Raw genomic sequence first — 14,371 nt, forward strand, 5'->3', positions numbered from 1 at the left:
ATGCCTGAGCGCCTAGACTTCACCAAGCTGATCTTCGGCCGCCTGACATGGGAGGCGATTCCGTTCCACGAACCGATCCTGCTGGCGACCTTCGCGGCCGTCGCGCTGGGCGGCCTGGCGCTGGTCGGCGCACTGACCTATTTCCGCGCCTGGGGCTACCTCTGGCGCGAGTGGTTCACCAGTATCGACCACAAGAAGATCGGCATCATGTACGTCATCCTCGGCATCGTGATGCTGCTGCGCGGCTTCTCCGATGCGATCATGATGCGCTTGCAGCAGGCCGTCTCCTTCGGCGACTCCATGGGCTACCTGCCGCCGCACCACTACGACCAGGTGTTCACCGCGCATGGCGTGATCATGATCTTCTTCGTGGCCATGCCGCTGGTCACCGGCATCATGAACTTCGTGATGCCGCTGCAGATCGGCGCGCGGGACGTGGCCTTTCCGTTTCTCAACAACTTCAGCTTCTGGATGACCGCCGGCGGCGCCGTGCTGGTGATGATGTCGCTGTTCGTCGGCGAGTTCGCCCGCACCGGCTGGCTGGCGTATCCACCGCTGTCCGGCCTGATGCAGAGTCCGGACGTGGGGGTCGACTACTACATCTGGTCGCTGCAGGTGGCGGGGATCGGGACCCTGCTCTCGGGCATCAACCTGCTGGTGACCATCGTGAAGATGCGCGCGCCGGGCATGACCATGATGAAGATGCCGGTGTTCACCTGGACCGCGCTGTGCACCAACGTGCTGATCATCGCGGCTTTCCCGGTCCTGACGGCGGTGCTGGCGCTGCTCTCGCTCGACCGCTACGTCGGCACCAATTTCTTCACCAACGATCTCGGCGGCAACGCCATGATGTATGTGAACCTGATCTGGATCTGGGGCCATCCCGAGGTGTATATCCTGGTGCTGCCCGTGTTCGGCATCTTCTCGGAAGTCGTCTCCACCTTCAGCGGCAAGCGCCTGTTCGGCTACACGTCCATGGTGTACGCGACGGTGGTGATCACGGTGCTGTCCTACCTCGTCTGGCTGCACCACTTCTTCACCATGGGTTCCGGGGCCAGCGTCAACTCCTTCTTCGGCATCACGACCATGATCATCTCGATACCGACCGGGGCCAAGATCTTCAACTGGCTGTTCACCATGTACAAGGGGCGCGTGCGCTTCGAGGTGCCGATGCTGTGGACCGTCGGCTTCATGATCACCTTCGTGATCGGCGGCATGACCGGCGTGCTGCTCGCCGTGCCGCCCGCCGACTTCTCGCTGCATAACAGCCTGTTCCTGATCGCGCACTTCCATAACGTGATCATCGGCGGCGTGCTGTTCGGCCTGATGGCCGGCATCACCTACTGGTTCCCCAAGGCCTTCGGCTACAAGCTCGACCCGTTCTGGGGCAAATGCTCGTTCTGGTTCTGGCTGGTCGGCTTCTATCTCGCCTTCATGCCGCTGTATGTGCTCGGCCTGATGGGCGTGACGCGCCGCCTGAGCCATTTCACGGACACGTCGCTGCAGATCTGGTTCCAGCTGGCGGCGGTCGGCGCCTTCCTGATCGCGCTGGGCATCGGCAGCTTCCTGATCCAGCTGGTGGTGAGCTACCGCCGGCGGGAATCGCTGCGCGACCTGAGCGGCGACCCGTGGGGAGGCCGCACGCTGGAGTGGTCGACCTCCTCGCCGCCGCCCCAGTACAACTTCGCCTTCACTCCGCTGATTCACGACAACGATGCATGGTGGCAGATGAAACAACGCGGATATGTCCGTCCCCGGGAGGGCTTCGTGCCCATCCACATGCCGAAGAACACCAGCGCCGGCATCATCCTGGCCGGTCTCAGCACGCTCTGCGGCTTTGCCCTGATCTGGCACATGTGGCTGCTCGCCGGCCTGTCGTTCTTCTCCGTCCTGGCCGTGGCCATCGGGCATACCTTCAATTACAAGCGGGAGTACTACATCCCGGCCGACGATGTGGTCCGCACCGAGGCAGAGCGCACGCGCCTGCTTGCCGGCCATGCATGACGCCATCGCGCCAGCCGGCCCAGGCGACTTCGACGCCGGCATCACCAGCACGCCGGGCAGCACCCGCCCCGAAGAACTGAGCTTCCACGTCGCCGGCGACTACCACCCGCCCAATGGCACCCTGCTCGGCTTCTGGCTCTACCTGATGAGCGACTGCCTGGTCTTCGCCTGCCTCTTCGCCACCTATGGCGTGGTGGGCCGCCGCTACGCGGCCGGCCCGTCGGGCGCCGACCTGTTCGACCTGCCGCTGGTCGCACTCAACACCACGTTCCTGCTGCTGTCCTCGATCACCTATGGCTTCGCCATGCTGGAGATGCAGAACAACCAGGTACGCAGGACCATGTCCTGGCTCACCGTTACCGGCCTGCTGGGCGCCGCCTTCATCGGCGTGGAACTCTTCGAGTTCGGGCACTTCATCCACGACGGAGCCGGGCCGCAGCGCAGCGCCTTCCTGTCCTCGTTCTTCGCCCTGGTGGGCACGCACGGGCTGCACGTGACCTTCGGCATTGTCTGGCTGATCACCCTGATGACCCAGCTTCGGCAGCACGGCCTGATCCCGGCGAACAAGCGCCGCCTGATGTGCCTGTCCATGTTCTGGCACTTTCTGGATGTGGTGTGGATCGGCGTGTTCACCTTCGTCTACCTGATGGGAGTGTTGCCATGAGCGCGCACGACAGTACCCTCCCGGCCCACGGCCAGGACGGACACCATGGCCACGAGGGCCATGACGACGGCGCCAGCCACAGCACCTTCAAGGGCTATATGACGGGCTTCGTGCTGTCGGTGATCCTGACGGCGATCCCCTTCACGCTGGTGATCGGCAAGGTGTTCGACAAATCCAGCACCACCGCCCTGATCCTGCTGAGCTGTGCCGCCGTGCAGATCGTGGTGCACATGATCTATTTCCTGCATATGAATTTCAGGTCGGAGGGCGGCTGGAACATGCTGGCGCTGATCTTTACGATCGTGCTGGTGGTCATCGCGCTTAGCGGCTCGCTCTGGGTGATGTTTCACCTGAATGAGAATATGATGCCGTCTTTGCACGACATGAAAAACCTGCCTTGACCACCCGACATCCGCACCAAGCACACGACGCCGCCAGTCCGGACCGCCCTTCCCGTTCCCGTGGCACCGCCACGCTGGTGGTGTTTGCACTGATCGCCGCCCTGGTTTTCGCCGGCTTCTTCGCGCTCGGCACCTGGCAAGTCCAGCGCCGGGCCTGGAAACTGGACCTGATCGCCCGCGTGGACCAGCGCATCCACGCGCCCGCCATCGCCGCGCCGGGCCGCGACCAATGGCCGCAGATCAACGCGGCCAACGATGAATACCGGCGCGTGCGCGCCACCGGCACCTTCCTGAACGATCGGGAAACCCTGATCCAGGCCAGCACCGAACTCGGCACCGGCTTCTGGGTGCTGACGCCGCTGCGCATGGCCGATGGCGCCGTTGTGCTGGTCAACCGGGGCTTCGTGCCGCCCGAGCAGCGCGACCGCGCGGCGCGCGGCGCGACCGAAGCCAGCGGCGAGACCACCGTCTCCGGCCTGCTGCGAATCAGCGAGCCCAGCATGGCCTTCCTGCGCAAGAACGATCCCGCCACCAACCTCTGGTACTCGCGCGATGTGCCGGCGATTGCCGCCGCCCGTGGCCTGACCAATGTCGCGCCCTATTTCATCGATGCCGATGGCCCCGGCTTCCAGCCGCCGGCCGAAGGCGCCCAGCGCGCCTGGCCGGTTGGCGGCCTGACGGTGGTCTCCTTCTACAACAACCATCTCGTCTACGCGATCACCTGGTATGCGCTGGCCATCATGGTGGCCTGGGCCGCCTGGTACGTGGGCAGGGATATGTGGCGGAACCGCCGGAAACCATAGGCGCAGTGAAGACAAGCCCGCTTGCCGCCGGACGAGCGGGACTCACGCCCCCAGCATTCTGATCGCTGCCGCCAGCCGCTGGCCGGCCCGGATGCGGGGATACCCGGCCCACGGATCCGCCCGGGAGAAGGCCTCGGCACGCGCCGGGGCGCTCAGGATGGTCCACTGGTTGCCCGCCTTCAACTCCCCCAGTTCGTCCCACGACACCGGCATCGAGACGCCCAGCCCGGGACGCGCCCGGGCTGAGAATGCGGACACCGTGGTGGCGCCGCGGCCATTGCGCAGGTAGTCCACAAAGATCTTGCCGACGCGATTGCGCGGGCCGCTCCTGGAAACGAAGCGTTGCGGGATCGTGCCCGCCATATGGATCACGACGCTGCGCGCAAACGCCTTCACGTCTTCCCAGGGCAGCCGGGGCGCGATCGGCACCACCACGTGCAGGCCCTTGCCCCCGCTCGTCTTGAGAAATCCCTGCAGCCCCAGTTCGTCCAGCATCGTTTTCGTCAGCGCGGCGGCGTCCAGCACGTGTTGCCATGGCACGCCCTCGCCGGGGTCGAGATCGAAGACGAGGCGATCGGGCTTGCCGATGCTGCGCCTGGTTGCGTTCCAGGTATGGAACTCCACCACATTGAGCTGGGCCGCGGCGGCGATCGCCGCTTCGCCGTCGATCTCGAGCAAGGCCGGATGCCCGGGCCACAACGCGGGGTCCAGCAGCCTGATGCCGGGAATCCTGAGGGTATCGGCATGCTTCTGGAAAAACAGTTCACCCTGGATGCCGGCCGGCGCGCGCACCAGCGACACGGGACGGCCGCGCAGGTGCGGCAACAGCCAGGGGGCGATGCCCTCGTAGAAACGTACCAGGTCGCCCTTGGTCAGGCCGGTGGCGGGATCGATCACGCGGTCCGCGTGGCTGACCACGGTCTTGCGGCGTGCCGGCCGGCTTTCCGGCACGACCGCGACGGCCTTCTCGACCGTCACGGATTGCGGCGGCTTGTCGCTGCGCAAGCCGTGGTAGACGGCCTGGCGCACCCGCCGCTCCCTGGTCCAGTCGGCGAAGGAAACCTCCGCCACCAGCCTGGGCTCGACCCAGTGCGCCTTGAGCGCGGGCGGCCGCCCGAACGGGCACGCATCGGTGCGCAGCTTGCCGAGGCGCGCGCCCAGGTCTGCCAGCGTTCGCTCGTCAAACCCGCTGCCCACATTGCCCGCATAGGCCAGCCGCCCCTGCTCGTCATGCACGCCCAGCAGCAGCGAACCGAACCCGTGCCGGCCCCCCTTGGGATCGGTGAAGCCGCCGATCACGAACGCCTGCCCTTGCGTGCATTTGAGCTTGATCCAGCTCTCGGTACGCGCCGACACATAGGGCGCATCGGCACGCTTGCCGATCACGCCCTCCAGCCCCAGCCTGCACGCGGCGTCCAGCAGCTCGCCGGGCTCCGCGTCGAAGCTCTCGCTGAAATGCAGGCTGCCTGCCTTTGTGCCGTCCAGCAGGCGGCGCAATACGTCGCGCCGTTCGGCCAACGGCACCGCCCGAAGATCATGCCCCTGGCAATACGGGATGTCGAAGAGGAAGTACTGGATCGCCTCCACGTGCGCGCTCTCGAAGGCGTTCTGCAGCGCCTGGAAATCGGTTGCGCCACGCGGGTCCAGCATCACGATCTCGCCGTCCAGCCAGGCGGAATCCAGCCCCAGGCCGGCGATCTGCGAGGCCAGCCCCTTCAGCCTGGATGTCCAGTCGTGGCCATTGCGCGTAAAGAGGCGCACCTGGGCGCCGTCGATGCGCGCCAGTATGCGGTAGCCGTCGAACTTGATCTCATAGCTCCACCGGCGCCCGCGCGGCGCGGCGGTGGCGAAGGTCGCTAGCTGGGGAGCGAGGGTCAGCGGCAAGGCCGCGGGGCTGGCCCCGCCTGGCAGGGACCGGCCGGCCCTCTCGCTTGACCCGGAGCGCCCGGCGGTGGCCGGCCGCGCCGTGCTACGGCCGGCGGCGGGCGCGGCCATCGCCCCCGACAGCACGCTGTCCGGCAAGGCCGCGGTAATGTCATATTCCGCCGCCGGCCGCGCGAATGCATCGCGCTCCTTGATCAGCAGCCACGGCGGCTGCCGCTCGTCCTGGCGGCCATGCATGCGCACCAGCGTCCAGTGGCCCTGCAGCTTGCGCCCGCGCAATTCGAACTTGAGCTTGCCATCGCGATAGCCGGCCACGGGATCGCCCAGCGGGATCCACAGGCCGCGGTCCCAGACGATGACCGTGCCGGCGCCATACTGCTTTTCCGGGATCACGCCCTCGAAGCCGGCGTACGCCAGCGGATGGTCCTCGACCTGCACGGCCATCCGCTTGTCCGCCGGATCCAGGCTCGGGCCCTTGGGCACGGCCCAGCTCTTGAGCGTGCCGTCCAGTTCCAGCCGGAAGTCGTAATGCAGGCGCCGCGCCGCGTGCCTTTGCACGACGAAGGACAGGGCCGGCGCCTCGGCTTCGCGCCCGCGCTGCCGGCCGCCGGGCTCCGCGCTGATGCCGAAGTCGCGCCTGGCCCGGTATGCATCGAGCGGATCGAGGGGATCCGGGGGATGCGCAGGCGGCTGCTCCGCCTTGCCCTGCTTCGTCTTCGCCATGTCGCCTCCGGCCGCCGGCGCGTGCCTTGCGCTATCCGCAAGGATAGCGGCAGCCCTTGCGCCGGGCTACTTCCGCATCGGGTGCGCGAGAAAGAAGCGCACCATCTCCGCACTGGCGTCGGGGCCGCTGGCATCGGTGTAAGACCCGCGCGCGCTGCCCCCCGCCCATGCGTGCGGCGCCCCGTGAATCAGCCAGTACTCCGCATCGATACCGTCGGGCGAAGTCAGGTGCCGCAAGGTAAAGGTGCGCCCGCCGCGGCTGCGTTGCGGCTTGCCGTCCAGGGAAACCCCGCCCTCGAACGCGAGCAGCAAGCGGCCGGCATTGGACACGTGCACCGTGGTGTCCGCATCGCCATGGAAGACGATAAGGGGCCGCCGCGGCCCGGCCTCCGCCGCTCCCGCACCGGCGCCCATCTTCCCGCCATGCATCGCGGCGAGCGCCGACGGCAGATCATGCGCGCTGCCGCAGGGCAGGCCGGAATGAACTCCCGCGGCGGCATACAGTTCGGGATAGGCCTGGATCATCACGGCGGCCATGGCGCCGCCGGCGGACAAGCCAGCCACGTACACGCGATCGGCATCGACCTGGTGGCTGGCCATCACCTCGCGGGTAATGCCCGCGATCAGCGCGGGCTCGCCAAGGGCGCGCTGCTGATCGGCCGGGTTGAACCAGTTCCAGCATCGGGATGGATTGGCCGTCATCGGCTGGACGGGATAGGCAACCAGGAAGCCATGCCGCTCGGCCAGCGCGTTCATGCGGGTGCCCACGGCAAAATCGTCGGCGTCCTGGGTGCATCCGTGCAGCATCACGACCAGCGGCATGGGCCGGCCCTTGTCGCCGCCGGGCACATAGAGCTTGTAGCCGCGCTGCCCGGCGTGGTTCGCATAGGTCCTGGCACTGAAATGACCCGCGCCGTGGCTGTCGCCATGCGGCGCGTGCTCCGCCTTGTCGGGCCGGACGTGCGTCTCCTCCCTTGCGGCGGGACGTTCTGCCCCGGCCGGGCGCGGCAGCAGCGCCTCGACCACCTGCGCCGGCTGCACCCTGGTCTCGGGCTGCGCCCGGGGCTGGGCACCGGCATCGATACCGCGCAGCGCGCGCTGGATAAACCCGGTGGCCTCCAGAGGACCCGCTGTACGCAGCAGTTCCATGGCTTCCCGCATCGAGGCCAGGAATTCTTCATTCATTTTCGTCATCGGGGTCCGCCGGTGGAGCTTCGGTTGCAGTCAGGTTGCAGTGCGGCTCAACGGATCCGCCCGGCCAGCGCGGCCTTGACGGCGGCGGGGGCATGAAAAGCGCCCAGCACCGCGACCGACTGGATCGTGGCAAGGGCAAGCTCGGGGGTCACGTCGGAGGCGATGCTGGCCAGGCCAAGCACGTGGATATCGAGACGCTGGCGGGCGGCCTGCGCGGCCTCCAGGTCCTGGCGGGAAAAGTGCTGCAGGCCGAGCACCAGCGCGCGGCGCGTCACGGTCTCGCTGACGGCCTGGGCATGCACGGCCAGCTGGTTGCGGATTGCCGTGCGGATCAGGTCCGTGCGGTTGGAGTAAAAGCCCTCCTCGACCAGCAGGTCGATCTGGCCGAGGTCGACGGGGCCGAGATTGATGGTGATCTTCTCGGTCTCGCCGCCTTTAGGCCTGGAAGCCGAAAAAAGCGCCTCTTGCTGCTCCAGCATGATCAGATTCCATCCAAATCCCATCCAGTGGGATGGTTATAGGATGGATGGGGCTGCGGGTCAAGCAGGATGGGGCTTTGTTCGGCCTAGGCCACTTCCACCACAAGCTCGATCTCCACGCATGCCCCCATCGGCAACTGCGCCACGCCAAAAGCGCTGCGCGCATGGCGGCCCTTGTCGCCAAAGACCTGCCTCAACAGCGCGGAGGCGCCGTTCGTGACGATATGCTGCTCGGTGTAGTCCGGCGCGGAATTCACCAGGCTCATCACCTTGACGATGCGCGCGACGCGGTTCAGATCGCCAAGCGCTGCGTGCAATGTACCGATCAGGTCGATGGCCGCCGCTCTTGCTGCCAGGCCGCCCTCTTCCGTGCCCATGTCCTGCCCGAGCTTGCCGACCCACGGGGCACCGTTCCTGCGCGCGATGTGGCCGGAGACAAAGACGGTCTTGCCCGTCTGGGCCGTCATTTCAAACAGGGCGCCCGGCGCCGATACCGGTTCCAGCGTGATTTCCAGCTCGGCCAGCTTGTCATATACCGATTCACTCATGTTTCTCTCCGTCAGGTGATTGCGTTGATAAAACTGATTCGTCTAACTTCCGTGCGAGCGGATCCACCGCAGCCGCGCTAGCCAATCGCATCCAGCGCCGCGTCGGCATCCTCGCGCATCCCCTTGAGGTGCTTGTAGACGGTAGCCCGCCCCATGCCCAGAATCGTCGCCACATAGTTCGCGGCGCTCTTGCCGTTGAACGCGCCCTCCGCGTACAGGGCCTCCACCAGTTCGCGCTTGTGGTCGCGGGTCAGCGTGTTCAGCGCCAGCTGGCGCTTCTGCAGCCATTCGTGCAGGAAGATATTGATGCGCTCCTGCCAGTCGTCCTTGAACAGGTCGACCGGACGGGACGCCACGCCAACCCCCTTTACAAACAGTTCCAGCGCGGCACCGATATCCTCGAACACGGCGATATTGAAATTCACGCACATGACGCCTGCCGGCTTGCCGTCTTCCCCATCGATCGTGACGCTGATCGACCGCATGCGCCGGCCGTCCCAGTTCAGCTTTTCATAGGGCCCGTAGATCTTCTTGCTGGCGTTGATATCCAGTTCATCGATCGACGAATCGTCGCCCACCTCGCGCCGCGACAGATTGTTTGCGATATGGATGACCTTACGGTCCGTCGTGTCGTGGATGACCACCTCGGCATATGGAAAAAACAGCGTGGAAATGCTGTCCGCAATGGGCGCATAGCGCTTCAGCAGCATCGCTCTCCTTGTCGTATCCCTGGCTTTCCTCATTGTCGTTCCCCGTTGGTATCTCTGGCCCGGCCCCGAGGGGCGCGCTGCGCGCCCCTCTCCATGTCCGCATCGTGCTGCATGGGTGCCAAAACCTCGAACGATACCTGATGATGGCGCCGCTGCCTGCCGAGCGGTAGCCCCCGGAGGAACGCCTGCGCTACTTGAGGTTGCTCGACAGGAATTGCTGCAGCCGCGGCGACTGCGGATTGGAGAACAGCGTCTCGCCGGCGCCCGTCTCCTCGACCTTGCCCTTGTGCAGGAACATCACCTGCGTCGACACCGAGCGCGCGAAGCCCATTTCATGGGTCACCACCACCATGGTGCGCCCTTCCGCGGCCAGTTGCTGCATCACCTTCAGCACTTCGCCCACCAGTTCCGGGTCCAGCGCGGAGGTCGGCTCGTCGAACAGCAGCACGTCGGGACGCATGGCCAGGGCGCGGGCAATGGCGACGCGCTGCTGCTGCCCGCCCGAGAGGTGCGCCGGGTAGGCGCTCATGGCCTGCTGGGTCAGGCCGACCTTGCTCAGGCAATGGGCCGCCCACTCCTGCGCTTCCTTCTTCTTCACCCCAAGCACGTGCTGCGGCGCTTCCGTGACGTTCTGCAGCACCGTCATATGGGACCAGAGATTGAAATGCTGGAAGACCATCGCCAGCCTGGTGCGAATCTGGCGCAACTGCCTGGCGTCCGTGACGCGGCGCTTGCCGTCCTTGCCAGTGTGCATCCGGACCTGCTCGCCATTCACCACGATCTGCCCGGCATCCGGCTGCTCGAGGAAGTTCATGCAGCGCAGGAAGGTGCTCTTGCCGGAGCCGCTCGAGCCGATGATGGAGATCACGTCGCCCGGCACGGCACGCAGCGAGACGCCGGTGAGCACCTGATGGCTGCCATAGCTCTTATGGATATCGCTTGCCATCAGCGCGGCGCGCGCCTGGGAATCCTGTGCGGCAGGCGCGTGGCGCGCCGATTCTTCCACCTTTGACTTCATGGCCAATGAGGGCATTATTTTTTCTCCACGGGCCGCAGGAAAGCGAGCCATTTGTGCTCCGCGCGGCGGAACAGGTGAACGATTGCGAGCGAGACGATCAGGTACAGCACGGCGGCAAAGCCAAAGGACTCGAACGAACAGTAAGTCGCGGCATTGGCGTCACGCGCCACCTTGAGCAGATCGGGAACGGTGGCGACGAAGGCAACCGTCGTGGCGTGCAGCATCAGGATGACCTCGTTGCCATAGTTGGGCAGCGAGCGGCGCAGCGCCGAGGGCAGGATCACGCGCAGGTAGAGCGTCAGGCGCGACATGCCGTAGGCCTTCGCCGCCTCCACCTCGCCATAGGCCGTGCTCGCAATCGCCCCCGCGAAGATCTCCGTCGTATAGGCGCAGGTATTCAGGCCGAATGCCAGCACCGTGCAATTGAAGCCGTTGCGGAAGAATTGGTTGAGCAGGTCCGCGTCCCTGACCACGGACAGCCCGTACACTCCCGAGTAGATCAGCAGCAGCTGCACGTACAGCGGCGTACCGCGAAAGAGGTAGGTATAGAGGCGGACCGGCATCGACAACGCACGGCACGACGAGGTACGCGCGACGGCCAGCGGCACGGCGGCCGCGAGGCCGATGGCGAGCGACAGGACCAGCAGCCACAGCGTCATGGCCAGGCCGGTCATCCTGGCGCCGTCCGAGTAGAGGTAAGCCTTCCAGTATTCGAGTAGCAGGTCCATCAGATTCTTGCCTCCCTTACGCCGAGCGAATAGCGCTTGCCCAGCCACACCAGCACCAGGTTGGAGACGGACGTCAGCGCCAGGTAAATGACCGCCGCGATCAGGATGAAGTTGAACATGCTGAACGTGCTCTTGCCGGCATCCAGCGCGACCTTCACCAGATCGGTCAGCCCGATCAGCGAGACCAGCGCCGTGGCCTTGACCAGCACCTGCCAGTTGTTCGCGATGCCCGGCAGGGCAAAGCGCATCATCTGCGGAAACAGGATGCGCCGGAACACCTGCAGCCCGCTCATGCCGGTGGACACACCGGCCTCGATCTGGCCCGCCGGCACCGACATGAACGCGCCGCGGAACGTCTCGGTGAAGTAGGCGCCGTAGATGAAGCCGATCGTCATCACACCGGCCACGAAGGGATCGATATCGACCTGGTCGATCTGCATATAGTCCGTCATCCGGTTCAGCCACATCTGGATGCTGTAGAACAGCAACAGCATCAGCACCAGGTCGGGCACGCCGCGTATCAGCGTCGTATAGACCGACGCAACCTTGTTCAGGGCGGCGACCCTGGACACCTTGGCGCTCGCGCCAAGCAAGCCCAGCACGACCGCCAGCAAGAGGGAAAGCAGCGCCAGCTTGACGGTCTGCCAAGTCCCTAGCGCTATCACCCAGCCATATCCATGCAGCATTGGTAACTCCTGTCATCCTGTGTCTGTGGCCGGCGCCCCGGCCAACACCCGGCTCTTCTGCTTCCGCTATGCAAAGCGCCCGGGGCTGTACGGCGCCGGGTCCGTAAAGGGCTTGCCGTCCGTCATCATTTCCGCCAGCAGCCGCCCCGTGACCGGACCCAGCGTCAGGCCGTGGTGGTTATGCCCGAACGCAAACCAAAGCCCCTTGTGCCGCCCTGCCGCGCCAATCACGGGCCGCATGTCCGGCGTGCAAGGCCGGCGCCCCATCCACGGCTGCGCGTCCAGCCGCTCGCCCAGCCTGAAGATCCCCTTCGCCTTGCGCTCCGCCCGCTCCAGCTGGACCGGGGTCGGTGGGCACGAATCCGACGAAAGCTCGACCCCGGTCGTCAGCCGCAGGCCTCTTTCCATTGGCGCGATCACATAGCCGACTTCGCAGTCGGCGATCGGGAACCGTTGGGCGGTACCGGCTTCGGATCGATAGTGCATGTGATACCCCCGCTTGCCCACAAGCGGAATGCGGTAGCCCAGTGGCGCGATCAGTTGGGTTGACCACGGCCCCTGCGCGATGACCACTTCGCTGGCCGCGATCTCCCCGCTGTCCGTATGCACACGCCAGGCGCCCCCGCTTTGCGCGAGCTGCGAGACAGCCGCCCGGACGATCGTCCCGCCCATGGACTGCAGCAGCGAGGCATAGCCCTTTGTCAGCTCGCCCGGGTCCGTCACACACTTCGGATCCACCCAGTGAATCGCACCGATGAAGCCAGGTGCGAGACCGGGCTCGGTCTGTTCCAGCGCCGCCTTGTCCAGCAGTTTCATGTCCAGCCGGTAGCGCAAGGCCAGCGGTTCGCAAACGGCCCGGCGCCGCGCAAAGGCTTCCGGGGTGCGGAACGCCTCGATCCATCCGCCGGATCTGACCAGGGGCTGCACGCCGGCAAGCGCGATCAGCTTGTCATGCTCGGAAACGCTGTGCGCTATCAGGGGCAGCATGTCATGGCTCGCACGCGCCAGCCGCTTTGGCGCGGACTGATGCCAATAGCGCGCCAGCCACGGCAGGAACGACGGCAACGCCCGCGCGTCGTAGCGCAGGGCAGTCTGCCGGTTGCCCGCGTAGCGGACCAGCGTCGCCAGGTCCCGCGGAAAACCGTAGGGAACCACCGACGCCCGCTCGATCAGCCCCGCGTTGCCAAAGCTGGTTTCTTCCCCGGGAGCCCGCTTGTCCACCAGGATCACCTTGCGGCCACGCTGCGCCAGGTGAACCGCAACACTGACGCCGACGATCCCGGCTCCGATAACAACGACATCTGCATCCACGCCAACACTCCGAAAATCAACGCCTTCCGCCGTACTCCGCCGCACCGGTCCCGAGCGGCGGCAATGCCCGGCCTGCAGCCGGGCCCGCCCCGCTTACTCTTTGACGATGATGTCGCGCTTGAAGTACTTGTTGGACAGCGCCGACAGCGTCCCGTCCTTTTTCAGCGCGGCGATGGCACCGAGCAGCCTCTCCCGCAACGCGTCGTCGCCCTTGCGAGTGCCAAGGCCGGTGCCCACGCCAAGCGTGGCGGGGTCGACCAGGGCCGGGCCGGCGAAGTCGAAATCGCGTCCCTCGGGCTTCCCCAGCAGGCCGTCCAGCGCGGTCTGGGACTCCTGGACCGCGCCATCGATACGCCCGGCGATCAGGTCGGCGAACACTTGTGCCTGGTCCTGGTACGAGACGACCTCGACGCCGGCCTTGGCCCAGTGCTTCTGCAGATAGGCTTCCTGGGTCGTGCCGCGCATCACGCCAACCGTCTTGCCCTTCATGCTCTCCACGGTCGGCTGGAGTTTCGCCGAGCGCCTTGCCACCAGCTGGATCGGCACGATATAGAGCGGCGGCGTGAAATCGATGATCTGCCTGCGCTTCTCGGTGATGTTCATGGCCGAGTTCACGACATCGAACTTGCGCGCCTGCAGCGCGGGAATCAGTCCGTCGAAGTCGTTCTCCACCCACACGCATTTGACGTTCAGCTTCTTGCAGATGGCGTTGCCCACATCGATGTCGAAACCCTGCAGATCGCCCGACGGCGACTTGCTCTCGAACGGCGGGTAGGTCGGGTTCAGGCCCATGCGCAGGACCTGGGGCGGCTGGGCACTGGCGGACGACAGCATCGCACCCGATACGATCAGTCCAAGGAAGAGCTTCATATTCCACTTCATAGCGTTTGCATCTCCGATGTCTTGCGAGCCTCGCGGCTCCCTGGAAGCACCTGACACCCAAGGGCGCCGCAGGCCTGTCAGGCTGTGGATCGACGTTCGCCGCGATTTCTCCTGGCGGATGGAATCGGCCGAACCCGGTATTGCGCGGCTTGGCGATATGCTGGCCTGACGCGGAAACGAAATATAGACACAATTTCCATTATGGACAATCGGGTATACGCTAGCATCCGGTACCGGCTCACGCCGTCGCCGGTCCCGCGCAAGGCGTGGCCTTATACCGGACCGGGAAATTGGCCCTTACCCGCGGCCGGGACTTTGATTAGGATGGATTGCGGG

14 protein-coding genes are annotated in these 14,371 nt (G+C 65.7%); 4 read left to right on the forward strand and 10 right to left on the reverse strand.

The annotated features are described in order from the left end of the window. From cyoB to AC3FOF_RS30115, 4 genes are read left to right on the forward strand one after another with little or no spacing between them, the layout of a single operon-like run. The gene (cyoB, locus tag AC3FOF_RS30100) at positions 1–2,004 is read left to right on the forward strand and encodes a cytochrome o ubiquinol oxidase subunit I (RefSeq protein WP_488728676.1); all 2,004 of its coding nucleotides are present in this window, start codon (positions 1–3) and stop codon (positions 2,002–2,004) included. After that, on the forward strand, positions 1,997–2,668 hold the full coding sequence (cyoC, locus tag AC3FOF_RS30105; protein WP_017229466.1) for a cytochrome o ubiquinol oxidase subunit III: 672 nt from the start codon (positions 1,997–1,999) through the stop codon (positions 2,666–2,668). Before cyoB ends, cyoC begins: the two co-directional genes overlap by 8 nt. Then, entirely contained in the window at positions 2,665–3,069 is a 405-nt protein-coding gene (gene cyoD, locus AC3FOF_RS30110) for a cytochrome o ubiquinol oxidase subunit IV (RefSeq protein WP_017229465.1), read from the forward strand. The genes cyoC and cyoD overlap by 4 nt, the downstream gene beginning before the upstream one ends. Next, the gene (locus AC3FOF_RS30115) at positions 3,066–3,872 is read left to right on the forward strand and encodes an SURF1 family protein (protein WP_488728677.1); all 807 of its coding nucleotides are present in this window, start codon (positions 3,066–3,068) and stop codon (positions 3,870–3,872) included. Before cyoD ends, AC3FOF_RS30115 begins: the two co-directional genes overlap by 4 nt. Positions 3,873–3,914: 42 nt before the next feature. Here AC3FOF_RS30115 and ligD read toward each other — a convergent pair whose 3' ends face one another. From ligD to AC3FOF_RS30165, 10 genes are all read right to left on the reverse strand, one after another. Then, positions 3,915–6,479 carry a DNA ligase D gene (gene ligD / locus AC3FOF_RS30120; RefSeq protein WP_488728678.1) on the reverse strand — a complete coding sequence of 855 codons (2,565 nt, stop codon included), beginning with the start codon at positions 6,477–6,479 and terminating at the stop codon, positions 3,915–3,917. A 66-nt stretch (positions 6,480–6,545) separates the two neighbouring features. Next, a complete protein-coding gene (locus AC3FOF_RS30125) occupies positions 6,546–7,673 on the reverse strand; it encodes an extracellular catalytic domain type 1 short-chain-length polyhydroxyalkanoate depolymerase (protein WP_488728679.1) in 1,128 nt (375 codons plus the stop codon). Between the two features lie 47 nt (positions 7,674–7,720). Beyond that, positions 7,721–8,152 carry a CopG family transcriptional regulator gene (locus AC3FOF_RS30130; RefSeq protein ID WP_488728680.1) on the reverse strand — a complete coding sequence of 144 codons (432 nt, stop codon included), beginning with the start codon at positions 8,150–8,152 and terminating at the stop codon, positions 7,721–7,723. Positions 8,153–8,238: 86 nt separating this feature from the next. Next, entirely contained in the window at positions 8,239–8,700 is a 462-nt protein-coding gene (locus AC3FOF_RS30135) for a RidA family protein (protein ID WP_488728681.1), read from the reverse strand. Positions 8,701–8,777: 77 nt separating this feature from the next. Then, positions 8,778–9,443 carry a helix-turn-helix transcriptional regulator gene (locus tag AC3FOF_RS30140; protein WP_035815178.1) on the reverse strand — a complete coding sequence of 222 codons (666 nt, stop codon included), beginning with the start codon at positions 9,441–9,443 and terminating at the stop codon, positions 8,778–8,780. Positions 9,444–9,600: 157 nt separating this feature from the next. Beyond that, positions 9,601–10,356, reverse strand: coding sequence for an ABC transporter ATP-binding protein (locus tag AC3FOF_RS30145; protein WP_488728719.1), 756 nt, complete (start codon positions 10,354–10,356; stop codon positions 9,601–9,603). A gap of 86 nt (positions 10,357–10,442) precedes the next feature. Beyond that, a complete protein-coding gene (locus tag AC3FOF_RS30150) occupies positions 10,443–11,159 on the reverse strand; it encodes an ABC transporter permease (RefSeq protein WP_488728720.1) in 717 nt (238 codons plus the stop codon). Continuing rightward, the gene (locus AC3FOF_RS30155; RefSeq protein ID WP_017229398.1) at positions 11,156–11,842 is read right to left on the reverse strand and encodes an ABC transporter permease; all 687 of its coding nucleotides are present in this window, start codon (positions 11,840–11,842) and stop codon (positions 11,156–11,158) included. Before AC3FOF_RS30155 ends, AC3FOF_RS30150 begins: the two co-directional genes overlap by 4 nt. 66 nt (positions 11,843–11,908) lie before the next feature. Next, positions 11,909–13,153 carry an NAD(P)/FAD-dependent oxidoreductase gene (locus AC3FOF_RS30160; protein ID WP_488728682.1) on the reverse strand — a complete coding sequence of 415 codons (1,245 nt, stop codon included), beginning with the start codon at positions 13,151–13,153 and terminating at the stop codon, positions 11,909–11,911. Positions 13,154–13,246: 93 nt separating this feature from the next. Further along, a complete protein-coding gene (locus AC3FOF_RS30165; protein WP_488728683.1) occupies positions 13,247–14,035 on the reverse strand; it encodes an ABC transporter substrate-binding protein in 789 nt (262 codons plus the stop codon). Positions 14,036–14,371 lie beyond the last annotated feature (336 nt).

This window comes from Cupriavidus sp. 96C5-1 (assembly GCF_057798855.1).

Coding starts and splice junctions, on each gene's coding strand:
- cyoB (WP_488728676.1), top strand. CDS start 1: ATGCCTGAGCGCCTAGACTTCACCAAGCTGATCTTCGGCCGCCTGACA.
- cyoC (WP_017229466.1), top strand. CDS start 1,997: ATGCATGACGCCATCGCGCCAGCCGGCCCAGGCGACTTCGACGCCGGC.
- cyoD (WP_017229465.1), top strand. CDS start 2,665: ATGAGCGCGCACGACAGTACCCTCCCGGCCCACGGCCAGGACGGACAC.
- ligD (WP_488728678.1), bottom strand. CDS start 6,479: ATGGCGAAGACGAAGCAGGGCAAGGCGGAGCAGCCGCCTGCGCATCCC.
- AC3FOF_RS30125 (WP_488728679.1), bottom strand. CDS start 7,673: ATGACGAAAATGAATGAAGAATTCCTGGCCTCGATGCGGGAAGCCATG.
- AC3FOF_RS30130 (WP_488728680.1), bottom strand. CDS start 8,152: ATGCTGGAGCAGCAAGAGGCGCTTTTTTCGGCTTCCAGGCCTAAAGGC.
- AC3FOF_RS30135 (WP_488728681.1), bottom strand. CDS start 8,700: ATGAGTGAATCGGTATATGACAAGCTGGCCGAGCTGGAAATCACGCTG.
- AC3FOF_RS30140 (WP_035815178.1), bottom strand. CDS start 9,443: ATGAGGAAAGCCAGGGATACGACAAGGAGAGCGATGCTGCTGAAGCGC.
- AC3FOF_RS30145 (WP_488728719.1), bottom strand. CDS start 10,356: ATGGCAAGCGATATCCATAAGAGCTATGGCAGCCATCAGGTGCTCACC.
- AC3FOF_RS30155 (WP_017229398.1), bottom strand. CDS start 11,842: ATGCTGCATGGATATGGCTGGGTGATAGCGCTAGGGACTTGGCAGACC.
- AC3FOF_RS30165 (WP_488728683.1), bottom strand. CDS start 14,035: ATGAAGTGGAATATGAAGCTCTTCCTTGGACTGATCGTATCGGGTGCG.